The following is a 21,504-nucleotide window of genomic DNA, read 5'->3' as shown; positions in this document are numbered from 1 at the left end:
TCTGTGTGCGCTGGATTGACTGCCTTAGGCGGCGATCCAGTTTTCCACGATCAAGCCATTCACTCGCTTGAACTCACCTTCGTTGTTAGTCACCAAGACCAATCCTGAGCTTCTGGCGTGGCCCGCGATGTGCAGGTCATTTACGCCGATTGGAGTGCCCTTCTTTTCGAGATCGGAGCGGATCGAGCCGTAGTGAAAAGCGGCCTTGTCATCGTAGTGAATGACGTCAAGCCGGGAGATGAAGTCCTCCACCGCCCGAGTATTTCTCTCAACAAACTGGCTTTTTTCGGCCCCGTGCATCAATTCCGCAAGGGTGATCGAAGAGATCACCATACGACCTACATTCGCATTGAATTTTTCCAGTATTTCCATAGGCCGACGCTTGATGATGTAGATCACGATGTTCGTATCAAGCATGTACTTAATCATCAAAGGACTCTCGCTCTTGCTGGGTTTGGTCGGCGCGCTCCTCCATAAAATCATCAGATACCGATTCGCTTGCAAGGAAAAAGCTGTCCCAAGTGTTTTCAACCGGCGAAATAATCAGTTCGCGCCCCACGGCACGCACCTCTACAGTTTTCACCCCAGCGGGAAAACGCATGTCAGCAGGGATGCGGATATTTTGTGTACGGTTATTGGTGAAGATCGTTCCAGTAGACATAAGGAACACCTCTCAAGGCATGGGAAGACAGGTAAGAATGATAGTTTGCAGATGCTCTATTGCATAGCTCTATAGCAGCTACCCGACAAGCGTAGCCGAACAGGTAGCTGTTGGTGGCGGCGCAGGAGGCGCATTTTCATGCGAAGAAGAAGTTGGGCAAGTTGCGGCGGTGATGCGGGTGGATAGGGTCTGCGAGTAGACCGAGTTGATCCCATCGCAGCCTCGCTGGGGCTCGACAGCTCCCACAGGGGGTCTCTGTAGGTTCTTAGGGTGGTGGGAATTCGTTAGATTGGCGCTTTGAGGTCCACGCCTAGTGCCGTTGCGAAGGCTTTGACCAGCGGGCTTCGTGGGGCGTTGTGGCGCAGGATAAGGTTGAACGCTGTGCTCAGGTGGATCTGCTCCGGGCATAACACGCGCAGGCGCCCTTCCTTCACCAGCGGCGCGGCGTAGTGTTCGGGGAGGAAGCCCAGGAAGCGGCCGGTGAGGATGAGGATGGCCACGGCTTCAACCTGTGAGGCCGAGGCGGACTGACTGTCGTAGCTGACGAAGTTGGCCTTGTCGCTGTGGATCGCGTAACGATGGTTGACCACTTCATGCTGGCGCAACACATCTGCGTTGATGTCACTCGCTTCAAACAGCGGATGCCCGACGCCGCAGTACGCGTGGGACTTTTCTTCGTACAGCGGGAAATAATCGAATTCTTCCCGTCGCTGGTACACCGGGACGATGCCGACAATCAGCCGCCCTTCCACCACGCCCCGTTCAACTTCGTCCAGTTGCGAGGCATGTAGACGTAATCTTATTTTTGGCGACTCTGTATGTAATCTTCCCAGCGCGTTAATCAATGGTGAATTAACGTCGGAGACGGTGTTATCAATAACGCCCACACTAAGGTCGCCGATCAGTTCATTCTGCGCCGAACTAAGCTTGTCTCTGAAACTGTCTACCGAGGCAAATAATTCAATGGACGCTTGATAGACTAATTTGCCTTCTTCGGTCAGGCCAAATCCTTCCCGCCCTCGCGTACACAGGCGCATGCCGATGCGAATTTCCAGGTCGGAAATCTGCTTGCTGATCGCCGCCAAGCCCACATTCAGCTCGTTCTGCGCCGCGCTGAAGCCGCCCGCTTCGACCACAGCCTTGAACACCCGCAGCAATTTGAAGTCCAGGCCGCTGAGTTGCAGGGGCGGTCTTGTGCCGGGTTTTGGCGGTATGTTTCCAGAATTGGAAAGTGGGGTTTCCATAATACGTGTTGACCTCAAGTGCCATATTCAACAGGCTTTGACCTACTCCATGAACATCGCCGGGCGGCAATAATGAACATACTTAACCGCCCTTGGCAACCTTGAATATAGCGGGTTGAACAGCTTTTACCGGCTGATTTAACGCCCATAAAAACCTGACACTACGATCAGGACTTTTCGTTTTGCTACTGCCCTCCGAATCCATAAGGCCAAGCCACGTCCATCGGGCTTGTCACTTCTAAAAACAAGCATGAGGAACACCATGTCTCAGCCCACCGATCGCCTATGGGGTGCTCGTTTCAAGTCCGGCCCGTCTGCTGCTTTGGCGGCGCTGTCCCGTTGCCCCGAGCGCTATTTTCGCCTGACGCCCTACGACCTGGCCGGCTCCCGGGCCCATGCCCGTGAGTTGCAGCGCGCCGGGTTGCTGGATGAGTCGGAAACCTTGCGCACCCTGGAAGCGCTGGACCGGATTGGTGAGGACTTTGCCGCTGGCCGACTGCACCCGACGCTGGATGACGAGGATGTGCACACCTTCATCGAGCGGGTGTTGACCGAGCGTTTGGGCGCCCTGGGCGGCAAGCTGCGCGCCGGGCGTTCGCGCAATGACCAGACGGCCAACGATTTGCGCCTGTTCCTGCGAGACCACGCGCGCACCATCACCACCGAGGTGTTGGGCTTGCAGCAGGCGCTGGTGGACCAGGCCGAGCAGCATATCGAGAGCATCTGCCCGGGCTTCACCCATTTGCAGCAGGCGCAGCCGATCGTGTTCGCCCATCACTTGCTGGCCCATGCGCAATCGATGCTGCGGGATGTGCAGCGCCTGGTGGATTGGGATGCGCGTACGGCGTTGTCGCCGTTGGGTGCTGCGGCGATGGCGGGCTCGGCAATTGCTCGCCAGCCGGAGCATTCGGCCAAGGAGATGGGTTACACCGGGCCGTGCGAAAACTCTATCGATGCTGTAGCCAGTCGTGACCACGTGGCGGAGTTTCTGTTTGTGGCGGGCATGCTCGGGGTGAATATTTCGCGGCTGTCGGAGGAGTTTTGCCTGTGGTCGTCGCGGCAGTTTCGCTGGGTGCAGTTGGACGATGCCTACGCCACCGGTAGCTCGATCATGCCGCAGAAGAAGAACCCGGACATTGCCGAATTGGCGCGGGGTAAAGCGGGGCGCTTGATTGGCAACCTGACCGGGTTGATGTCGACGCTCAAGTCCTTGCCGCTGTCGTACAACCGCGATTTGAGTGAAGACAAGCACAGCGTGTTGGACAGCGTGGATACCTTGCTGCTGGTGCTGCCGGCGATGGCCGGGATGGTCGCGACGATGAAGGTACAGGTGGAAGAGCTGCGGCGTCAGGCGCCGATGGGTTTCACATTGGCAACTGAGGTGGCGGATTGGCTGGCCACTCGTGGTGTGCCATTCAAGGAGGCCCACGAGATTACCGGTGCCTTGGTGCAAGCCTGTGAGAAGCATGAAATTGAATTGTGGGAAGCCTCGCCGGCGTTGTTGGCAGAGGTGGATGCGCGGCTGACGCCGCAAGTGCGTGAGTGCCTGACCCTGGAAGCGGCGATTGCGGCGCGCAGTGGTTGGGGGGGTACGGCGCCGGATCGGGTGCGGGAGCAGATTGGGCGGTTGAAGGTGGCCCTGGCTGCGCAACAGAAGTGGGCAGAAAACTACACCGGCTTTCGAATTTAAAGATCGTTCCCACGCTCTGCGTGGGAATGCCTCTTGTGACGATCCGCGTCACGCTTTGGGGACGCAGAGCATCCCTTGCTGCATTCCCACGCAGAGCGTGGGAACGATCAGTGTATTCAGTTGTTTTGGAGAGTCACCATGAAACAAACCCCGGCAGAGCGCTTGCAAGCCGAGCGCCAGCAGACCGAGAACCAGTTCGATATCACCCAGTACGAGCATGTGCCGCGTCGCTATTACGGGCGGATGTTTTTTGCCACGTTGATCGTGATCGCACTGGCTGCCTTGCTGCGTGCATTCGCCAACGGCCAGATCGAATGGTCCTACATCGGTCAGTTCCTCACGTCCGAGGCGATCATCTGGGGCCTGGTGAACACCATCATCATGTCGATCCTGGCCATGGCGCTGGGCGTGGTGATCGGGGTGATCACGGCGATCATGCGCATGTCGGCCAACCCGATCCTGCGCTACGTGGCCATCACCTACACCTGGCTGTTCCGGGGTACGCCGCTGATTCTGCAACTGCTGTTGTGGTTCAACCTGGCGCTGATTTTCCCGGTGATCGCGATTCCCGGCCTGTTCAGCATCGACACCGTGGACCTGATGACGCCGTTCGTGGCCGCCCTCCTCGGCCTGAGCATCAACCAGGGTGCCTACACCGCTGAAGTGGTGCGCGCCGGCCTGTTGTCGGTGGACACCGGTCAGTACGAAGCCGCCAAGTCGATCGGCATGCCGAGCCTTCAGGCGCTGCGTAGGGTGATTCTGCCCCAGGCGATGCGGGTGATCATTCCGCCTGTAGGCAACGAGTTCATCAGCATGGTGAAAATGACCAGCCTGGCGAGTGTGATCCAGTACTCGGAGCTGCTGCACAACGCGCAAAACATCTACTACGCCAACGCCCGGGTCATGGAGCTGCTGATTGTTGCAGGCATCTGGTACCTGGCGGTGGTGACTGTTCTTTCATTCGGTCAGAGCCGCCTCGAGCGTCGTTTTGCCCGCGGCGCCGGCAAGCGCTCGTAAGCCCTGACTGAGGAGATTTGCCCATGAGAAGCATCGTCAAGGCCGTGAACCTGAACAAGTATTACGACCAGTATCACGCGTTGCAGGACATCAACCTGGAAGTCGAACAAGGCGAAGTGCTGTGCATCATCGGCCCGTCCGGTTCCGGCAAAAGTACCCTGCTGCGCTGCGTCAATCAGCTGGAAAAAATCGACAAGGGCGGCCTGTGGGTCGATGGCGAACTGGTGGGTTACCGGGTCGTCGGCAACAAGCTGCATGAGTTGAATGAATCACAGATCGCCCGTCAGCGCCTGGCCACCGGCATGGTGTTTCAGCGCTTCAATCTGTTCCCGCACATGACCGTGTTGCAGAACATCATCGAGGGCCCGTGCCAGGTGCTCAAGCGCTCGCCCAAGGAAGCCACCGAGGATGCGTTGGAGTTGTTGGCCCGCGTCGGCCTGGCGGACAAGCGCAATGCCTACCCGGTGGAGTTGTCCGGCGGCCAGCAACAACGTGTGGCAATTGCCCGTGCGCTGGCGATGCGCCCCAAGCTGATGTTGTTTGACGAACCCACGTCAGCCCTCGACCCGGAGCTGGTAGGAGAAGTGCTGTCGGTGATGCGCGATTTGGCCACCACCGGCATGACCATGATTGTGGTCACCCATGAGTTGGGCTTCGCCCGCGAAGTGTCCAACCGCATGGTGTTTATGGATGCCGGCCAGATTGTGGAAGCCGGCAGCCCGGAAGAAATTCTAATAAGCCCACAAAACCCGCGTACCCAAAGCTTTATTTCTGCCGTTCGCACTTAACTAAAAAACTAACGAGAACGCCCCCATGAAAAATCTGTTTCTTCCAAATTTGCTCGTAGGCCTGATGGCCTCCACTTCGGTTTTGGCGGCATTGCCGGCAGCGATCAAGGACAAGGGTGAGATCAGCGCGGCCATCGTGCCGAACTACCCGCCGATGGATTTCAAGGACACCGCCACCAACAAGCTCACCGGCCTGGACTTTGACCTGGGCAACGCCCTGGCCGAGCGTTTGGGGGTGAAGATCAAGTGGCAGGAAACCGGCTTCGAACAAATGCTCAGCGGCCTGACCACCAAGCGCGTGGACATTGTGCTGTCGGGCATGAGCGACACTGCCGAGCGTCAGAAGGCGGTGACCTTTATCGACTACTTCACCAGCGGCCCGCAGCTGTACACCCTGACCAAGCGTGAAGATCTGAAGGAATTGACTGACCTGTGCGGTAAAAAAGTCGGCACCAGCCGACGTACGACCTGGCCGTCGGAAATTGCCGCATGGAGCAAGGAAAACTGCGAAAAGGCCGGTAAGCCAGCCATCGTGGTGATTGGTACCGAGGGCTCGGCGGATGCGCGGGCACAGTTGCAGCAGAACCGTCTGGATGCGGCGATGCAAGGCAGTGAAACCATTCCTTACCTGATGTCGCTGGACAAAGGTAAATACAAGCCGGTGGGCCTGGCGATTTCCAAGCAGTTCACGGGGCTTGGGATTGAGAAGAGCAATACCGAGTTGGTCACGGCCATCAGTGAGGCGTTGCAGGGCATGATTGATGATGGGACCTACGGCAAGATTCTGCAGAAGTGGGATCTGGAGCAAGGTGCGGTGGAAAAAATCAGCATCAATGCCGGCCAGTAACTCGATCTAAATGTGGGAGCGGGCTTGCTCGCGAATGCGGTGGATCAGCCAGTACAGTTGGCACTGACACACCGCATTCGCGAGCAAGCCCGCTCCCACACTGGATCTTCATCGCCTTGAAAAAAGAATAAGGACATCCGCCCCACCGTGGCCACATACTCCCTGGTAATCCGCCGCCTGATGATCTGCTCGGTGACCATCGTCGTCAGCCGCGCCATGACCAGCCCATTGCTCGCCCTGTTGCTGAGCACCCGCCTGGGCCTCAACCAGCAAGACATCGGCTTGCTGATGGGCATCGCCGTGTTCATCGCCACCCTGCTGGGCCTATATGGTGGCTACATCATCGACCGCCTGGAAAAGCGCAAGCTGCTGATCCTGGCGATGCTTTCCAGCTCCATCGGTTTTCTGTTGCTGACCTTTGCCAGCAACCTGTACCTGACCACCCTGACCCTGGTGATCACCGAAGCCGCTTCGGCGCTGTTCCTGATCGGCTCCAAGGCGATCATCAGCGAGAACCTGCCGGTGGGCCAGCGGGCCAAGGTGTTTTCCCTGCGCTACACCCTGACCAATGTCGGCTATGCCACCGGCCCGATGCTCGGCGTGGTGATTGCCGGGCAGATGCCCCTGGCACCGTTCCTGATCGCCAGCGCGATTGCCTTTGGCAGCCTGTTCCTGATGATCGGCATCCCACCGACCCAGCGCGACGACAGCAACAAACCCTTAAGTTTTCTCAGCACCCTGAGGACCCTGCGCAGCGATCGCACCTTGATCCTGTTCACCAGCGGCAGCCTGTTGAGCACCATTGTCCACGGGCGCTACACCCTGTATCTGTCGCAGTTTCTGCTGGTGGCCTACAAGCCGGAGAACGCGCTGAAAATCCTCTCTGCGGTGCTGGCGTGCAACGCCATCACGGTGATCCTGATGCAGTACCAGATCGGCCGCTTCCTCAAGCGTGAACAACTGCGCTACTGGATCGTGCTTGGCACCTCGCTGTTTATTGCCGGGTTGATCGGCTTCAGCATGGCGGACGGCCTGGTGTCGTGGTGTGTCGCGATGTTTGTGTTCACCCTCGGGGAGATGATCATCTACCCGTCCGAGTTCCTGTTTATCGACACCATCGCCCCGGACGCCCTGCGCGGCAGTTATTACGGCGCACAAAACCTGGCGGCATTTGGCGGGGCGCTGAGCCCGGTGATCTGCGGCTACCTGCTGATCAACGCATCCCCCGCCTCTATGTTCTATGTACTCAGCGGGCTGACGGCGGTGGGTGGCACCTTGTGTTTCCTGAGTGGCCGGCGTGTGGTGGTCCGTGCGTAATTTCTACTGATATTTACTCGATATCCCGCTATTAATAGCGAAACCTCTCACGGACCCGAGCCCCATGAAATTCGACACGGCCTACAGCCTGAGTCTCGACGACAAGCTGTCGATCTATGACGTGCGCGACCTGAATTTCGACGAAACCGCCGCCTTCGATTCCGACAAGGACAGTTTCCTGTGCCCCAACGACGAATGCCGGGCGGCGTTTGCGGCGGGCAATGTGTTGGGCACATTCAATGCAAAAAACGTCAATTACCTGCGTACGCCCCACTTCAAGAACATCCCCAGCACCCGGCATATCGAGGGTTGCCGTTACGCCAGTCGCCCTGCCGGAAAAGGCGAATCTGAGGATGGGCCGGAGGAAAACTTCCCGTCGGAATTTGTCCTGACGCGGCGCCAGTACGAACGCAAAACGCCGGTCATCGGTGCTGAGGGTGGCACCGCACAAGAGCCACCGAAAACGCCGGCAACCCGCTACGCCTTGTCTCACAGCTCAAGCGACACCACCCCGGACAAGACCAGCGTCTTTGCCCACCCGGTGGAATGCTACGTGTCGAATATCGGCGACAAGGACAAGCTCAAAAGCATGCCCTTGAAGATCGGCGATCACACCGCGACCTACTGGACGTTTTTCAAGAAGATCGAATACCTGCAAGACAATAAAGGCCTGATCTACTGGGGCAGGATCAAGGAGATCAAGGACTACACCAGCAGCTTTCGCATCGACTTCGAAAAGAAAGCCTGGCTCGACAAAAAGCCCTATTCCATCAACGTTTACCTGAGCAAAAAACTGATCGAGAACTACCGCAAGCGCAAGGCGTTCCTGGAGCAGATCAAGGCCGCGGTGGACAGTGATCGAGCGCTGTATTGCTTCTTCTACGGGGTAACGCCGGAGCTGAAACAGGTGCCAAGCAAGAAAAACCCCGAGCAGACGTTCGGGGTATTCAGTGCCAATATCGAGAACCTCGATCACCTGATTATTCGCGAGGCGCCGGGGTTGGGAGAACGGTAATGCGATTCCAGGTCAGGCCCTTCGGCTGAATAAACGGTACTTTTCACGTGCAAGTGCGGCGCCCGCAGGGTCCAAGCCGCCTACCGTGACCAACCAGTGAATCAGCATTTCCTCATCCGGTAAATGAAGCCCCTTCACATCTTTCAAGCTTCGAGGCGTATGGTTGATTCGAGCGTCGTAATGCAGAGCGCTCCAAGGCATTGCAACAAGATCCACGCCTTCTGCGTCCATCTCAAAACTCCGCAATATTTCGTTGATTTGAGTCTGCGCACTCCGATCACCCCGCTGCTGTAGAGAGTACGACTCGACCAAACTGACAAATTGCTGCTCAGGCACAGACGGATCAACCAAATCCAAAACATCAGACTTCAAGGCGAGATCTAAAACACCACTCATCCACCGATTAATAAAGGTGCGCACGAAGCCATCGGCGTCGGCTTTTTTCATATCAAAAAACAGCATGCAATAGCGGGTTTTCAGATGTATCGCCAACAGCACATGTTTACGTTGCACCGTCGCGGCATGGACCAGCCACTGATGAGGGTCGGCGTACAGGTCATCGCCCTGGCGCTCTTGTGTCGGCGTTTTTTGAACCGGGGTAATTTTTTTGCCTTTGTGAACCCGGCTAAAAAAATTACCAGCCGCCTGCGTACAATTAAAACTAAGCATCAAGATATTTCCTGAACATTCTGACTGAAGTCTAAGACAAGACTCAGTCGCCTTGTACGCGTGCAGCAACCCACTCGATTTCGTAACGCTGCCTGACCGCGTAGCCGATAGCGCTCAATGTCTCTTCGCTTAATACCGACAACTCTGAATCACTCAACAAATCATGCCTGATCATTTGCGCAAGGCTCTCGCGGGCTTTCGAACGACTGTAGAGATCAAACATTCGGACGACATCGTTATCGCGATCCCTGGTGAGGCTATACAGCGTCCTGTACCGAGCCTCGGCAGAAAGCGTTTCGCGCTCGCTGATGGTCTTTGCATCAGCCAGTACGCCTAGGTAAAAGCGTTCAAGCGCCAATGCCCTGAGGACTTTGAACTTCTGCCAATCGCTTTCGGAAATGGACATGACATTCCCCCGGTCACTTTCTTTTGAATAGAGAAGTAACCCTAGCCTGCGGCTAAAAGAACGCAAAATCCACTTGCGTCAGACCAGCATGCTCACCATCACCACGCCCAACAACCCGATATACACCCGCGCATGCAGTGCATCCGGGATGCGACCGATCCACGGCGTGGCCAGGCGAATGCCCAGCAGCGAGCCCAGGGTGAGGATGGCGAACGCCAGCAAATCGACATAGCCGACAAACCACGCGCCCAATTGCACCTTGGCGAATCCCGCCATGAGCATGTAGGTAAATGTACCGGCCAGCGCCACCGGCACGCTCAGCGGATTAGCCATGGACGTGGACTGGGACATGCTCAAGCCACAACGGCGCAACAGCGGCACGGTCATCACGCTGCCGCCCACACCCAGGAAGGTCGCGATCACGCCAATGGCGATGCCGCCGCCCGTCACTTCCGCTCCGCTCAGGCGTCGTGGCTGGAGTGTGTCGTCCTGGCTGAGAAAGCCCCTGCGCAACAGGCAATCGACAATGGTGACGGCCAGGTAGGCGATAAAGGCGTACCGCATGAAATCACCGCTGGCGAACATCGCTGCACCTGCGCCCAGCACGGCGCCGACCCCGATGTACCCGCCCAACGGCCACAGGTAATGGCGAATCAGATTACCTTTGCGCTGGTGTTTTCCGGTGGCAAGCAGCGCGTTGACGATCATCACGCAGGTGGAGGTGGCGACCGCGATATGCATCGCTGATTCACTCACGCCCGCGTCGTGGCTGAGCTTGAGCATGCCGTACAGCAACGGCACCACCACGAACCCGCCACCGAAGCCGAACAGCACAGCGGTCACGCCGGTCATGCAGCCGAACAGTGCCAGTAATAGATAGAACATCGAGAATCGCCTTCAGTATCAGGGAGAGCTGTCGACGATAGAGATTCAAGGCTTGGCCCGCTTGCGCATGTCGGCCAATAATGTGCGAGATATTGCCACTTCCGGGATCAGCTCCATGCGCAACGTTTCCATCGCTCAGCTCGACCTGACCCCGCGAACGGTCGTGGCAATCGGCACCGACTATCCCCACGGCTATCTGCTCAAGCGCCACAGCCATCGGCGCGGCCAGTTGTTGTATGGCGCCACCGGGGTGATGCAAGTCAGCACCCAGCAAGGCAACTGGGTTGTGCCGCCCCAGCGCGCGGTGTGGATTCCCGCCCAAGTGCCCCATGAAGTGCTGATGCTCGGCGTGTCGACGCGCAGCCTGTATATCGAACCGCACGCCGTCACCGACTTGGGCACCGACTGCCACGTCATCAACGTTTCACCCCTGATGCGACAGTTGCTGATGGAGGCGGTGGAGCTGCCGCTGGAATACGACGAGGCCGGGCGCGACGGTGCGCTGGTCAGCCTGCTGTTGCATGAACTGGCACGCGCCACGCACTTGCCCCTGCATATCCCGCTGCCGGAGGAACCACGGCTGCTTGAGCTGTGCCTGACGTTTCTGCAGCGGCCGGACGTGCACCAGTCACCGGTTCAATGGGCGCAACAATCGCACCTGAGCCTGCGCACCTTCAGCCGGCATTTCCGCCAACAAACCGGCCTGAGCTTCGTGCAGTGGCGCCAGCGAGCCTGTGTTGTGCAGGCCTTGGCGCGGTTGGCCAGCGGTGCAAGCGTCACCCGGATCGCCCTGGACCTGGGCTATGAAAACCCGGCGGCATTTTCCAGCATGTTCCGCCGGGTGCTTGGGCAGTCACCGAGCACCTACCTGGAAGGGGCGAAATAGAGCGGCGGCAGCGCTATCGGAAAATCCAGTTGATGAGCGGTCAAAACAACTGTACAAAAACACAGTATAGTTTGCCCTCCCCCCGTCGAACCTGGAGAAAGTCCATGTCCTCTCTGGCAATGAGCAGCACCGTAGAACAGCAGATCGTCCTTCATCAATTCACCCCACGGCACAGCGTCCAGGCCCGCCTGATGCTGGGCTGGAGCCGGGAAGACCTGGCCCGGGAAGCGGATGTGGAAGTGGACGCCCTTCAACGTTTTGAAAGCCATGGCGATGTGGACGATGAAGTCCGCCTGAGTGTGGCGTTTCGCCTGGAGGCTGAAGGGTTGGTGTTTTTCCCGGGCTTTGCGCCGGGTTGGGGGATGAATGTGCGGGGCCGCGCCAGCACTCCGGCACAACCGGCCGCCAAAGGGATCATCTCAAGGTTTCTGGATTCAACAGCGGCGTCCATTGACCCAACAACACCTCAGCCCAATGGTGCATAGCGCGCAAGGCCATCAACTCACGCCTGCAACTGCAGCGCCCGACGGATCATTTGTGGCGGTTGGCCAAACGCTCGCAGGAAGGCTCGACGCATGCGCTCCGGGTCACCGAAGCCCGTCTCCCGGGCGACGACGTCGATGGAGTGGCTGCCGGATTCGAGCATCAACCGGGCGGCTTCAATGCGCAGGTGTTCTACCGCCTTGGCCGGCGATTGCCCGGTTTCGGCGCGGAACAGTCGGCTGAACTGACGCGGGCTGAGGTGTGCCGCTTGCGCCAGTTGTTCTACCGAGAGGTCCTCGTGCAAGTGCCCTTTGGCCCACGCCAGGGCGGTTTGTACGCGGTCGGACTTTGGGTCCAGTTCCAGCAACGCCGAGAACTGCGACTGGCCACCGGCACGGCGATGGTAAACCACCAGTTTTTTCGCCACGTCGCGGGCCACTTCCACGCCCAAATCGTGCTCGACCAGGGCCAGGGCCAGGTCGATGCAGGCGGTCATCCCGGCAGAGGTCCAGAGCGGGCCATCGACGGTGAAGATCCGGTCTTCCTCCAGCTTCACGTTGGGGTAGCGCTGGCGAAACGTCATGGCGTGGTACCAGTGGGTGGTTGCCTTGCGCCCTTCCAACAGGCCGGCCGCCGCCAGATGGAACGACCCGGTGCAGGCCGATGTAACCCGGCGCGACGCCGTCAACGACGCTTGCAGGTACTCCACCATGCCAGGAGTGGGCTCAAGTAGTTCGTTGTCCCCCAGCACCAGGATCGTGTCGTAGACCTGCTGCCCGAACGCCAGGCTATCAATGGCAAAGCCCATGGAGCTTTTTATCGGCCCGCCATGCTCCGACAACAAGTCCACGCGGTAGAACGGTCGCCCCACCACGAAGTTGGCAAACTCGAACACGCTGCTGGTGGACAGGCTGAGCACCTGGAAACCGGGAAAAAGCAGGATACCGACGGACACCATGGCCAAACCTCATGTCTCTAAAGGAGGGATATATGACATTGCAGCCATCACATTACACCCATAATCTTGGTTCCAACAAGGCCGATCCCCTCCCCGGCCCATTTGGAGCAACTGCCATGTCGCAACACAAAGGTTATGCCCTGATTACCGGTGCCTCGTCAGGAATAGGCGCGGTGTATGCCGACCGCCTGGCCCGTGCCGGCTACGATCTGATTCTGGTGGCCCGCAACCAGCAACGTCTGGAGCAGTTGGCAACACGCTTGAAAGCCAATACCCAGCGTGACGTGCAAGTGATAGCGGCCGATCTCAATCTGCCAGCCGACTTGGCGCGAATCGCCCGGATCGCGCACGAAGACAGCCGTATCAGCCTGCTGGTGAATAACGCCGGTGTGGGCGCCACGGCTTCGCTGCTGGAGTCGGATGCCGACAAAATGGACGCGATGATTCTGCTGAACGTACTGGCGCTGACCCGCCTGGCCAAAGCCGCGGCAACCAACTTTGTCGCCCAGGGCCGTGGCACGATTATCAATATCGGCTCGATTGTCGCTCTCGCTCCCAAAGTGCTGAACGGCGTGTATGGCGGTACCAAAGCGTTCGTGCAGGCGTTCAGCGAATCGCTGCAGCATGAGCTGAGTGACAAGGGCGTGGTGGTCCAAGTGGTGCTGCCAGGCGCTACCGCCACGGAGTTCTGGGACATCGCCGGCCTGCCTGTGAACAACCTGCCGGAAGCCATGGTGATGACCACCGAAAACCTGGTGGACGCCGCCCTGGCAGGCCTCGCCCAAGGCGAAGCCGTGACGATTCCGTCACTGCCGGACAGCGCCGATTGGGACACCTACGAAAGCGCACGGCTGGCCCTGGGCCCGAATCTGTCGCACCGTGAACCCGCCGCTCGTTATGGGTTGAAGTAATCCGGACTAGCGCAGGCCGGGTGTAAACGCAGGCTTCCTGATTGCATGGGAGGCCTGCTCATACCCGTAGGCGACCGACAGCAACGTGGCTTCGCTCAAATTTGCGCCATAAAAGTGAACGGCCGTTGGCATCCCTTCATCATCCATTCCCGATGGCATGGAGATACCGGGATAACCGGCCACTGCCGAGTAGTAGTAACTGTACGAGTGAAAATTGGACACTATTGCATCAAGCTTATGCTCGGCCAGTGGCTTATCGATGGTGCTTTTGAAAATCGGGCCGATGGCAGCCCATAACTCATTGCGCGCCTGATCACTGATATCCATCCCGTTGATCATGGTGAGCATCTGTTGATCCGGCACACCCGGACCGCTGTTGCGCTCGTTGAATTCAATCAGCTCAGCCAGCGACTTCACCGGCAAGCCTGCCCGTCCGGCCAGGTAGGCTTCAAGCTGGTGTTTAACGTCCGATAACAACGCGTCGTTATATTGCTCATGGGTTTCGTACGGGACGCCCTCACCCAGTTGACCCACGGGTACCAATGTCGCGCCCTTGCCCCGCAGCAACGTAATGGCATCCTCGAAGTGCTGCCTGTCGGCTATTTTCGCCGGGTCGTTGGCATCTTCTGCTGATAACTCAGGCAACGGCGTATAGCCGATGCGCTTGCCCACCAAGGCGTCAGGCTTGATTCCCTGGGTGTAGCGGTTGGTATCCGTCATCGCATCCAGTGCTTGCGCCGCATCACGTACGTTACGGGTGAAGGTGCCCACCGTGTCCTTGCGGGAACTGGTCATCACCCCTTCAGTGCTCACTAACCCTTCGGTCGGTTTGAAACCAATAACACCGTTGTAAGCCGCCGGAGTAATGATTGAACCATTGGTTTCGACCCCCAATGCCAAGGGCACAATCCCTTGTGCAACGGCTACCGCAGAGCCCGTACTCGACCCCGCCGCCTGGCCATCCAGCCGATGCGGGTTGAGGGTCAAGCCGCCCCTGGAGCTCCAGCCATCAACCGGCGCCTCAGAGCGAAAATTGGACAATTCGCTCATGTTGGTTTTTCCAATAATCACAACGCCAGCCTTCAGCAGGTTGTCCACCACCTTGGCGTTCCTTGAAGCGGGCCTGCCCACCAGCGCCATGGAGCCACCGCTGGTCTGCATCTTGTCGCCGGTTTCGAACACATCCTTGAGCGCTATCGGAACGCCATGCAAAGGCCCGCGCACTTTGCCTTCGGCCCGTTCCAGATCCAGCGCACGGGCTTTCACACGAGCGTCAGGATTGATCTCAATGAACGCATTGCCGCCCTGCAAGCCCTTGTCCATGGTGGCGATCAGCTTCAGCGAATCCCTCACCACCGAATCGGAACTGGCCCCATTGGGCCGGGTCATGGCCGCCGCCAAATCGTCGGCACTCCTGTAGGCCTGTGGCGGGTTCACCACTGCATCGAAAAGCCCCGCTGCCCATCCCGCGCCCAAACCTGGTCCAATCATAAATACTCCCCGCCTGCCTGAATGTTGGGGATACCGTTCGATATCCCTGCCTCAGTCTAAGAAGCGAAATACTCGATGACTCGGGGGCAACTCTTACCGCGGCGTACGATCACTCTCCCCATGGCGTAGGCCCTTAAAGCCGCCCTAGAACCTGCTGACAACCTCGCACCAACGCCGCCAGACGATCTCTGGACCAGTGCGCACCATAGAACCAGACGACCCTCGACACCCCGTCGACGTCGGTGCCCGCGGGCACGCTGAAGCGTGGGTTATCGGCAGTCGCTGCTTTGTGGAAAGCAACACCTTGCGCATCCGCCACCACCCCATCCAGGCGGTTTTCCGTGACCCGGTCGTTAATCTCATTGCCGGGGTCCAGGGTGAAGTGACGTGTGTCATCGGTCACCCGCGCCGTCACAGGCACCAATTGCGCACCGGCTGCACGCAGTACGTCCAGTACCCGGGCAAAGTGCGGGCTGTGTTTGGCGGGTTTGCGCACATCACCGGTAACGTACTCGCTGGCAAAACCAATACGGCTGCCAGCCAGGGGCGGTGTGTTGATCAGATGACCCGGATCAGCGACGGGTGGAATCTCCACCATCACCCGCCCCTCGGGGTCGACACCGCTGAGGGCAATCAGTGATAACGCGGGATCGCGCACGCTGTGCATCATGGGGCCAGGGAGGTCGAGCCTGGGGCCGTAACCGCCCGTGGAGCCAAACTCCAGGCCGCCCTGGTGAGTGGCCGAATTGACGATCGTACCGGCCGCATGACTGCCAAACACAACACCCTGGCTGGCAGTGGGGGCGCAAGGCTGGGGAGTACAACTGTCCCCCGATCCTGAAGGCTTGAACAGGCAGCGCACGCCCGGCCCCGTGACCTTCCTACTCTTATCGTCCATACACTCCCGCGCCCCGGAATAAAGTTTCGAGGCGTGATTGCATCCCTTCAGCGAGGTGGATGTCTGTCGGAAATGGCTGGTTTTGGCTCGTTCAAAAGCCCTGAAAGCGCGATCAGACGGTGATTATCCGCTGACGTGCACTTCACTGCCCTGATGCTCGACGTCCAGCCACCAGGCCTGCCCGCGCTCCGGCTGGTTGAGCATGAACGCCTGCCCCATCGCCGGTGTGGTGATCGACACGTTACGCTCCCATGCCAGCGCCATGATGCGGTCGAAGGGTTCGTGCCATGCATGAAACGCCAGGTCGAACGTGCCGTTATGGATCGGCAGCAGCCAGCGGCCCTTCAAGTCGATGTGCGCCTGCAGGGTTTCTTCCGGTTGCATGTGCACGTGGGGCCAGTCGACGTTGTAGGCACCCGTCTCCATCAGGGTCAGGTCAAACGGGCCGTACTGCTCGCCGATACGCTTGAAGCCCTCGAAATAGCCGGTATCACCGCTGAAGAAAATTCGCCGTGAGCCGTCGATCATCACCCACGAACACCACAGCGTCTGGTTGCCATCGAACAGGCCGCGCCCGGAAAAGTGCTGGGCCGGCGTGGACACAAAACGAATCCCGTCCACTTCAGTGCCCTGCCACCAATCCAGCTGCCGCACCTTGCTGGCATCCACGCCCCACTTGACCAGCGTATCGCCCACACCCAGCGGCGCGAGGAAATAGCGGGTCTTGTCCGCCAGTTGCACCACCGCCTTGTGGTCCAGATGGTCGTAGTGGTTGTGGGAAAGAATCACCGCCTCGATCGGCGGCAGGTCCTCAAGGCTGATCGGCGGCTGATGGAAACGCTTGGGGCCCGCCCAACTGAACGGCGAAGCACGCTCGGCGAACACCGGGTCGGTCAGCCAGAACTTGCCGCGCATTTTCAGCAGCACGGTGGAATGGCCGAGGCGGAAAACGCTATGGTCCGGGGCGGCAAACAGTTGCTCGCGAGTCAGCGGCTGCACCGGGATCTCACCCACCGGGCGCGTGCTGCGGGGCTTCTGGAAGAGCATCTTCCACATGATGCCCAGGGTCTTCCCCAAGCCGCCATGCTGGATGGGCTTCTGATTGGTGAAGTGACCTTGATGCTGTTCGGAAGACTTGGGCGCTGTAGAAGAACTGTCGAGACGGGTTGAGATCGTGGCCATTACCGAGGAACTCCTGCAGACTGCTCTAAAAATTACACTGCACAGTGTAGTTTCTAGATTGCAACAAAACCGGGAGCAAGTAAACTACCGAGTGTAAGTTTCCCTTCAGAGCCGAACTCCCACCATGACTGTACCCCTGCGCCTCACCGACCGTAAACGCGAAGCCATCGTGGCAGCCGCCATTGCCGAGTTTCGTGACAACGGGTTCGAGGTCACCAGCATGGACAAGATTGCGGCCACGGCGGGGGTTTCCAAGCGCACGGTGTACAACCACTTCCCGAGCAAGGAAGAGCTGTTCGCCGAGATCCTGCATCAACTGTGGGCCAGCAGTGTTGCGCAACTGGACGTCAGCTACGCCAGCGACCGCCCGCTGCGGGAGCAACTGCGCGGGTTGCTGCAGGCCAAGATGACGATGATGTCGGACGCCAACTTCCTCGACTTGGCCCGGGTCGCGATTGCCGCCACCATCCACTCGCCGGAACGTGCCCAGGACATGGTCAACCGCCTGAGCAAGCGTGAAGAAGGCTTCACCCAATGGGTGCGCGCCGCCCAGGAAGACGGCCGGCTGAGCTGCACCGACCCATGCTTCGCCGCCCACCAGGTGCAAAGCCTGCTCAAGGCCTTTGCCTTCTGGCCACAGATCACCCTCGGCCAGCCGACCCTGGACGCCGACGCCCAAGCGAACGTCATCGAGTCGGCCATCGACCTGTTCCTCGCAGGCTATGAGGTCGTGCCGCAGCACTGACCTGTTGCAGGAACGACATCCAAGGTCGTTTTTATCTGATTCGCCGCGTGTCCTTTGCAAATGGCCTGGAAGGACACTGATTATTCCCACGCGAATAACTGACAATATTCACACGTATTATCCGACCAGTGGTTTTCCCGATCACGTGTGCCGTCGTACCTGCAAAAAAAGAATCGACCCAGGAATCTATGGAAAACCAACGAGGCAAAGGGCTGTCATTTGCCAGACGTATCTACAGGCCAAGGATCATCGGCCTGGGCATCGGCTGCATCAGCGTCATCGCCGCGCTCTACCCACTGCAAATGCCAGGCTGGGTCTGGGCGTTGCTGCTGTTCAATGGTTTTGGCTGGGCGCACCTGGCCTATCAACTTTCGACCCGCTCCGATTTCCCCTACAAGGCGGAACGGCGAAACCTGCTCTACGACTCACTGCTCGGCGGGTTCTGGGCGGCGACTACACAGTTCACGCCACTGACGGCCGTGACCATCCTGTCGATGATGACCATGAACAACGTCGCCGCCGGCGGCAAACGCCTGTTCCTCCACGGCATCGTGGCGCAACTGGCAGGTATCGGCGTGTCCTGGCTGCTGTTTGGCATCCACTTCAATCCCGACGTCAGCCTGGTCCAGGTCTACGCCTGCCTGCCGATGCTGACCCTGTATCCCATGGCACTGGGCATGGTCTGCTACCGCCTGGCGATCAAATTGTCGGAACACAAACGCGCCCTGAGCGCCCTGAGCCGCACCGACAGCCTCACCGGCCTGCTCAACCATGGTTCGTGGAAAGACCTGCTGCACCTGAAGTTTCACAAGTGCCAGCAACAACATGGGAACGCCACCATCGCACTGATCGACATCGACCATTTCAAGCAGATCAACGACAGCTATGGGCACATCATCGGTGACCAGGTTCTGCGCCAACTAAGCCTGGAACTTCGACGCAACCTGCGGGCAAACGACCTGGCCGGGCGATACGGCGGCGACGAGTTCTGTGTGATTCTTCCGGACATGCCCATGGAACAGGCCGCACAAGTCATGGAACGCATGCGCGAGGTGTTCAGCAATTACCGCAACCCGGAAATCCCCGAGCTGCGGGTCAGCCTGAGCATTGGCCTGGCGTCTTTCCAGAGCACCTTCACCGACGCGGCCATGTGGCTCAACGCAGCGGACCGCGCGCTGTACGCGGCCAAGGACACCGGCCGTAACCGAGTCAATATCAGCGACTACGTGGTCGCCCATTCCGCCTGAATCCCGCCCTCTGCATCTCGTCTGAATTAAACGCGCCCGTCGCCGACCGATAGCATAATGCCGCCATTGGTCGACTGGCATAGAACTTCTTGCCGGCCATACGACTCAGAACCCGCTGTTCCACCCCGCTGCCAGCACAAGGAAGCTGGCAATGAGCACGTTTGCCGTATGGCCAGGCCTTACGGTGGCAGGCGCCCCCATGGATACCCCTGACGCTTGCTTCCCCCGAGCACACGACCATGCTATTCAACGCCCATAAAAAAACCATCAGTACCCTGCAAGCCACCCTTGCCCAGCAAGCCAGCCTTCTCGACGCCATCGACCGCTCAATGGCGGTGATTGAATTTGATCTGCAAGGCACGGTCCTGCGGGCCAACGAGAATTTCCTCAAGGTCATGGGCTACACCGCCGACCAAGTCGTGGGCCAGTCCCACCGCCTGTTCTGCACCCCGGCCTTTGCCCGCAGCGCCGAGTACGGCCAACTGTGGACGCAATTGCGCAACGGCCAATTCCAGTCCGGGACCTTCGAACGGGTGACCAGCGGCGGCCAGCCGATCTGGCTGGAGGCCAGCTACAACCCAGTGCGCGACGAGTCCGGCAGCGTGGTGAAAGTGGTGAAGTACGCCATGGACGTCACCCCGAAAATGCAGGCCGAGAGTGAAGCCAACGCCAAGTTGCAGGCCATCGACCGCGCCATGGCGGTGATCGAGTTCAACCTCGACGGCACCATCATCAGCGCCAACCAGAATTTCCTGCAGCGCATGGGCTACAACCTGGCGCAGGTGCAGGGCAAGCATCACCGCATGTTCTGCACACCGGAGCTGGCCAACAGCAGCGCCTACAGCGATTTCTGGCGACGGCTGAACCAGGGTGAGCTGTTCAACGGCCAATTCGAACGCATCGACAAAAACGGCCAGGTGGTGTGGCTGGAAGCCAACTACAACCCGGTGTACGACGCCAGCGGGCGCCTGTGCAAGGTGGTGAAATACGCCTCCGACGTCACGGCCATGGTGGAGAAACACGCGGCCGACGCGCAAAGCGCCACCCAGGCTTATCACATCTCGCTGCAAACCCGGGACATCGCCGAAAAAGGCGCCGAGGTGATCCAGCAGACCGCCACCGGCATGCGTGAGATTGCCGCCAATATCGACGGTTCTTCCGCGCTGATCGCCAAGTTGGGCGAGCGTTCGCAGCAGATCACCGCCATCGTCAACACCATTCGCGGGATTGCCGACCAGACCAACCTGCTGGCATTGAACGCTGCCATCGAAGCCGCACGCGCCGGCGAACAAGGGCGTGGCTTTGCGGTGGTGGCCGATGAAGTGCGGCAATTGGCGGCACGCACCAGCGGTTCAACGGCCGAGATTTCGTCGATGATCGAGATGATCCAGACCGAAACCCGCCAGGCCATCGACAGCATGGACGGTACCCGCGACCGCGCCGCCCAGGGCGTGGACCTGGCCAACCAGGCCGGCACGGTGATCCTGCAGATTCGCGAAGGCGCCAGCGAGGCGGTGCAGGCTGTGAGTGCGTTTGCCAATGAACGGGGCAACAGGTAAGCGACAGGCTTCTTCATGTGCCAGGCCGAGGGCTCGGTCTATAGTGGTGGCTTGTCTTACGCCACGGATTCGAGCCCGCCATGACCCCGGATAAACCTGAAGCCAACGTTGACCACCTGCGCTTTCATCGTAAACACGCCCATCTCGCGCCGACCTTTGGCAACGACACCTTTGCGTTGAAAGCCGAAGCCTTCGCACGCTTCTTTGGTACGCCGACGTTCCTGGGGGCGCAAACGGCAATCGTGATTCTGTGGGTCGTGCTCAACATGACCGGCATCACGCACTTTGACGTCTACCCGTTCATCCTCTTGAACCTGGCGTTCAGCCTGCAATCGGCCTACGCCGCGCCGTTGATTTTGCTCGCCCAGACCCGCCAGGCCGCACGGGACAAGGCCCAATCCGACGCCGACGCCCAGCACCGCGAAGCCCTGGCCGTGGCCAACACCGAACGCCAGGCCCAGGCGGCGCAGACCACCAAGCAACTGCTGGAACTGTTGGAGCAGAACACCAAGCTCACCGAGATGACCAAACAACTGACCGAACGCATCGAAGGGCTGACCAGCGAAATGCACGACCAATTCGTGCGCAAGACCTGACCCTCCCAC

The 21,504-nt window shown here is 59.1% G+C and carries 23 protein-coding genes; 13 read left to right on the top strand and 10 right to left on the bottom strand.

The window, feature by feature from the left end; translation table 11 throughout:
* Positions 1-24 precede the first annotated feature (24 nt).
* From HX839_RS16260 to HX839_RS16250, 3 genes are all read right to left on the bottom strand, one after another.
* Positions 25-429: a type II toxin-antitoxin system VapC family toxin gene (locus tag HX839_RS16260; RefSeq protein ID WP_008432929.1), complete on the bottom strand. Its 405-nt coding sequence runs from the start codon at positions 427-429 to the stop codon at positions 25-27.
* Positions 422-661 (bottom strand): type II toxin-antitoxin system VapB family antitoxin, encoded by a 240-nt coding sequence (gene vapB, locus HX839_RS16255; protein WP_008432930.1) that lies wholly within the window; start codon positions 659-661, stop codon positions 422-424. Before vapB ends, HX839_RS16260 begins: the two co-directional genes overlap by 8 nt.
* Positions 662-945: 284 nt before the next feature.
* Positions 946-1,905: a LysR family transcriptional regulator gene (locus HX839_RS16250; RefSeq protein WP_032899067.1), complete on the bottom strand. Its 960-nt coding sequence runs from the start codon at positions 1,903-1,905 to the stop codon at positions 946-948.
* Between the two features lie 262 nt (positions 1,906-2,167).
* On the opposite strand from HX839_RS16250, the gene argH reads away from it, so the two are divergent.
* The 6 genes from argH to HX839_RS16220 all read left to right on the top strand — a co-directional run bounded on the left by argH (position 2,168) and on the right by HX839_RS16220 (position 8,579).
* Positions 2,168-3,595 carry an argininosuccinate lyase gene (argH, locus tag HX839_RS16245; protein ID WP_177067322.1) on the top strand — a complete coding sequence of 476 codons (1,428 nt, stop codon included), beginning with the start codon at positions 2,168-2,170 and terminating at the stop codon, positions 3,593-3,595.
* Positions 3,596-3,733: 138 nt separating this feature from the next.
* Positions 3,734-4,612, top strand: a complete 879-nt coding sequence (locus tag HX839_RS16240) for an amino acid ABC transporter permease (protein ID WP_003211504.1) — start codon at positions 3,734-3,736, stop codon at positions 4,610-4,612.
* 23 nt (positions 4,613-4,635) lie between these two features.
* A complete protein-coding gene (locus HX839_RS16235) occupies positions 4,636-5,400 on the top strand; it encodes an amino acid ABC transporter ATP-binding protein (RefSeq protein WP_003211502.1) in 765 nt (254 codons plus the stop codon).
* A gap of 25 nt (positions 5,401-5,425) precedes the next feature.
* The gene (locus HX839_RS16230) at positions 5,426-6,247 is read left to right on the top strand and encodes an ABC transporter substrate-binding protein (protein WP_177067321.1); all 822 of its coding nucleotides are present in this window, start codon (positions 5,426-5,428) and stop codon (positions 6,245-6,247) included.
* Positions 6,248-6,394: 147 nt separating this feature from the next.
* Positions 6,395-7,564 (top strand): MFS transporter, encoded by a 1,170-nt coding sequence (locus tag HX839_RS16225; protein ID WP_003211499.1) that lies wholly within the window; start codon positions 6,395-6,397, stop codon positions 7,562-7,564.
* A gap of 64 nt (positions 7,565-7,628) precedes the next feature.
* The gene (locus HX839_RS16220; RefSeq protein ID WP_177067320.1) at positions 7,629-8,579 is read left to right on the top strand and encodes a hypothetical protein; all 951 of its coding nucleotides are present in this window, start codon (positions 7,629-7,631) and stop codon (positions 8,577-8,579) included.
* A 12-nt stretch (positions 8,580-8,591) separates the two neighbouring features.
* On the opposite strand, the gene HX839_RS16215 is transcribed toward HX839_RS16220, so the two are convergent.
* The 3 genes from HX839_RS16215 to HX839_RS16205 all read right to left on the bottom strand — a co-directional run bounded on the left by HX839_RS16215 (position 8,592) and on the right by HX839_RS16205 (position 10,539).
* Positions 8,592-9,248 carry a hypothetical protein gene (locus HX839_RS16215; protein ID WP_087693112.1) on the bottom strand — a complete coding sequence of 219 codons (657 nt, stop codon included), beginning with the start codon at positions 9,246-9,248 and terminating at the stop codon, positions 8,592-8,594.
* 43 nt (positions 9,249-9,291) lie between these two features.
* The gene (locus HX839_RS16210; protein WP_177067319.1) at positions 9,292-9,654 is read right to left on the bottom strand and encodes a hypothetical protein; all 363 of its coding nucleotides are present in this window, start codon (positions 9,652-9,654) and stop codon (positions 9,292-9,294) included.
* A 78-nt stretch (positions 9,655-9,732) separates the two neighbouring features.
* Positions 9,733-10,539, bottom strand: a complete 807-nt coding sequence (locus HX839_RS16205; RefSeq protein ID WP_177067318.1) for a sulfite exporter TauE/SafE family protein — start codon at positions 10,537-10,539, stop codon at positions 9,733-9,735.
* A 115-nt stretch (positions 10,540-10,654) separates the two neighbouring features.
* Here HX839_RS16205 and HX839_RS16200 point away from each other — a divergent pair, with 115 nt between their 5' ends.
* Both HX839_RS16200 and HX839_RS16195 read left to right on the top strand, forming a co-directional pair.
* Positions 10,655-11,425 (top strand): helix-turn-helix transcriptional regulator, encoded by a 771-nt coding sequence (locus HX839_RS16200; protein WP_177067317.1) that lies wholly within the window; start codon positions 10,655-10,657, stop codon positions 11,423-11,425.
* A gap of 104 nt (positions 11,426-11,529) precedes the next feature.
* Complete coding sequence (locus tag HX839_RS16195; RefSeq protein WP_177008444.1) at positions 11,530-11,910, top strand: helix-turn-helix transcriptional regulator; 381 nt, start codon at positions 11,530-11,532, stop codon at positions 11,908-11,910.
* A gap of 17 nt (positions 11,911-11,927) precedes the next feature.
* Here HX839_RS16195 and HX839_RS16190 read toward each other — a convergent pair whose 3' ends face one another.
* Positions 11,928-12,866 (bottom strand): GlxA family transcriptional regulator, encoded by a 939-nt coding sequence (locus HX839_RS16190; protein WP_008432938.1) that lies wholly within the window; start codon positions 12,864-12,866, stop codon positions 11,928-11,930.
* Positions 12,867-12,982: 116 nt separating this feature from the next.
* On the opposite strand from HX839_RS16190, the gene HX839_RS16185 reads away from it, so the two are divergent.
* Positions 12,983-13,777 carry an SDR family oxidoreductase gene (locus HX839_RS16185; RefSeq protein WP_008432939.1) on the top strand — a complete coding sequence of 265 codons (795 nt, stop codon included), beginning with the start codon at positions 12,983-12,985 and terminating at the stop codon, positions 13,775-13,777.
* 6 nt (positions 13,778-13,783) lie between these two features.
* Here the strand turns inward: HX839_RS16185 and HX839_RS16180 are convergent, their stop codons facing one another.
* The 3 genes from HX839_RS16180 to HX839_RS16170 all read right to left on the bottom strand — a co-directional run bounded on the left by HX839_RS16180 (position 13,784) and on the right by HX839_RS16170 (position 17,348).
* Entirely contained in the window at positions 13,784-15,166 is a 1,383-nt protein-coding gene (locus HX839_RS16180) for an amidase family protein (protein WP_256344717.1), read from the bottom strand.
* A 235-nt stretch (positions 15,167-15,401) separates the two neighbouring features.
* Positions 15,402-16,166 carry a hypothetical protein gene (locus HX839_RS16175; protein ID WP_177049569.1) on the bottom strand — a complete coding sequence of 255 codons (765 nt, stop codon included), beginning with the start codon at positions 16,164-16,166 and terminating at the stop codon, positions 15,402-15,404.
* A gap of 123 nt (positions 16,167-16,289) precedes the next feature.
* Positions 16,290-17,348: an MBL fold metallo-hydrolase gene (locus HX839_RS16170; protein ID WP_177067316.1), complete on the bottom strand. Its 1,059-nt coding sequence runs from the start codon at positions 17,346-17,348 to the stop codon at positions 16,290-16,292.
* Between the two features lie 124 nt (positions 17,349-17,472).
* On the opposite strand from HX839_RS16170, the gene HX839_RS16165 reads away from it, so the two are divergent.
* From HX839_RS16165 to HX839_RS16150, 4 genes are all read left to right on the top strand, one after another.
* The gene (locus HX839_RS16165) at positions 17,473-18,093 is read left to right on the top strand and encodes a TetR/AcrR family transcriptional regulator (protein ID WP_003211473.1); all 621 of its coding nucleotides are present in this window, start codon (positions 17,473-17,475) and stop codon (positions 18,091-18,093) included.
* A 188-nt stretch (positions 18,094-18,281) separates the two neighbouring features.
* Positions 18,282-19,340 carry a diguanylate cyclase gene (locus HX839_RS16160; protein ID WP_003211472.1) on the top strand — a complete coding sequence of 353 codons (1,059 nt, stop codon included), beginning with the start codon at positions 18,282-18,284 and terminating at the stop codon, positions 19,338-19,340.
* 239 nt (positions 19,341-19,579) lie between these two features.
* The gene (locus HX839_RS16155; protein WP_003211470.1) at positions 19,580-20,899 is read left to right on the top strand and encodes a PAS domain-containing methyl-accepting chemotaxis protein; all 1,320 of its coding nucleotides are present in this window, start codon (positions 19,580-19,582) and stop codon (positions 20,897-20,899) included.
* An 80-nt stretch (positions 20,900-20,979) separates the two neighbouring features.
* Positions 20,980-21,495: a DUF1003 domain-containing protein gene (locus HX839_RS16150; protein ID WP_003211469.1), complete on the top strand. Its 516-nt coding sequence runs from the start codon at positions 20,980-20,982 to the stop codon at positions 21,493-21,495.
* Positions 21,496-21,504: the final 9 nt, after the last annotated feature.

This window comes from Pseudomonas sp. I8001 (genome assembly GCF_013385345.1).
Lineage (GTDB): Bacteria > Pseudomonadota > Gammaproteobacteria > Pseudomonadales > Pseudomonadaceae > Aquipseudomonas.
This window is presented reverse-complemented; position numbering and strand designations above follow the sequence as displayed.

Coding starts and splice junctions, on each gene's coding strand:
- HX839_RS16260 (WP_008432929.1), bottom strand. CDS start 429: ATGATTAAGTACATGCTTGATACGAACATCGTGATCTACATCATCAAG.
- vapB (WP_008432930.1), bottom strand. CDS start 661: ATGTCTACTGGAACGATCTTCACCAATAACCGTACACAAAATATCCGC.
- HX839_RS16250 (WP_032899067.1), bottom strand. CDS start 1,905: ATGGAAACCCCACTTTCCAATTCTGGAAACATACCGCCAAAACCCGGC.
- argH (WP_177067322.1), top strand. CDS start 2,168: ATGTCTCAGCCCACCGATCGCCTATGGGGTGCTCGTTTCAAGTCCGGC.
- HX839_RS16240 (WP_003211504.1), top strand. CDS start 3,734: ATGAAACAAACCCCGGCAGAGCGCTTGCAAGCCGAGCGCCAGCAGACC.
- HX839_RS16235 (WP_003211502.1), top strand. CDS start 4,636: ATGAGAAGCATCGTCAAGGCCGTGAACCTGAACAAGTATTACGACCAG.
- HX839_RS16230 (WP_177067321.1), top strand. CDS start 5,426: ATGAAAAATCTGTTTCTTCCAAATTTGCTCGTAGGCCTGATGGCCTCC.
- HX839_RS16220 (WP_177067320.1), top strand. CDS start 7,629: ATGAAATTCGACACGGCCTACAGCCTGAGTCTCGACGACAAGCTGTCG.
- HX839_RS16215 (WP_087693112.1), bottom strand. CDS start 9,248: ATGCTTAGTTTTAATTGTACGCAGGCGGCTGGTAATTTTTTTAGCCGG.
- HX839_RS16210 (WP_177067319.1), bottom strand. CDS start 9,654: ATGTCCATTTCCGAAAGCGATTGGCAGAAGTTCAAAGTCCTCAGGGCA.
- HX839_RS16205 (WP_177067318.1), bottom strand. CDS start 10,539: ATGTTCTATCTATTACTGGCACTGTTCGGCTGCATGACCGGCGTGACC.
- HX839_RS16200 (WP_177067317.1), top strand. CDS start 10,655: ATGCGCAACGTTTCCATCGCTCAGCTCGACCTGACCCCGCGAACGGTC.
- HX839_RS16195 (WP_177008444.1), top strand. CDS start 11,530: ATGTCCTCTCTGGCAATGAGCAGCACCGTAGAACAGCAGATCGTCCTT.
- HX839_RS16190 (WP_008432938.1), bottom strand. CDS start 12,866: ATGGTGTCCGTCGGTATCCTGCTTTTTCCCGGTTTCCAGGTGCTCAGC.
- HX839_RS16185 (WP_008432939.1), top strand. CDS start 12,983: ATGTCGCAACACAAAGGTTATGCCCTGATTACCGGTGCCTCGTCAGGA.
- HX839_RS16180 (WP_256344717.1), bottom strand. CDS start 15,166: ATGACCCGGCCCAATGGGGCCAGTTCCGATTCGGTGGTGAGGGATTCG.
- HX839_RS16175 (WP_177049569.1), bottom strand. CDS start 16,166: ATGGACGATAAGAGTAGGAAGGTCACGGGGCCGGGCGTGCGCTGCCTG.
- HX839_RS16170 (WP_177067316.1), bottom strand. CDS start 17,348: ATGGCCACGATCTCAACCCGTCTCGACAGTTCTTCTACAGCGCCCAAG.
- HX839_RS16165 (WP_003211473.1), top strand. CDS start 17,473: ATGACTGTACCCCTGCGCCTCACCGACCGTAAACGCGAAGCCATCGTG.
- HX839_RS16160 (WP_003211472.1), top strand. CDS start 18,282: ATGGAAAACCAACGAGGCAAAGGGCTGTCATTTGCCAGACGTATCTAC.
- HX839_RS16155 (WP_003211470.1), top strand. CDS start 19,580: ATGCTATTCAACGCCCATAAAAAAACCATCAGTACCCTGCAAGCCACC.
- HX839_RS16150 (WP_003211469.1), top strand. CDS start 20,980: ATGACCCCGGATAAACCTGAAGCCAACGTTGACCACCTGCGCTTTCAT.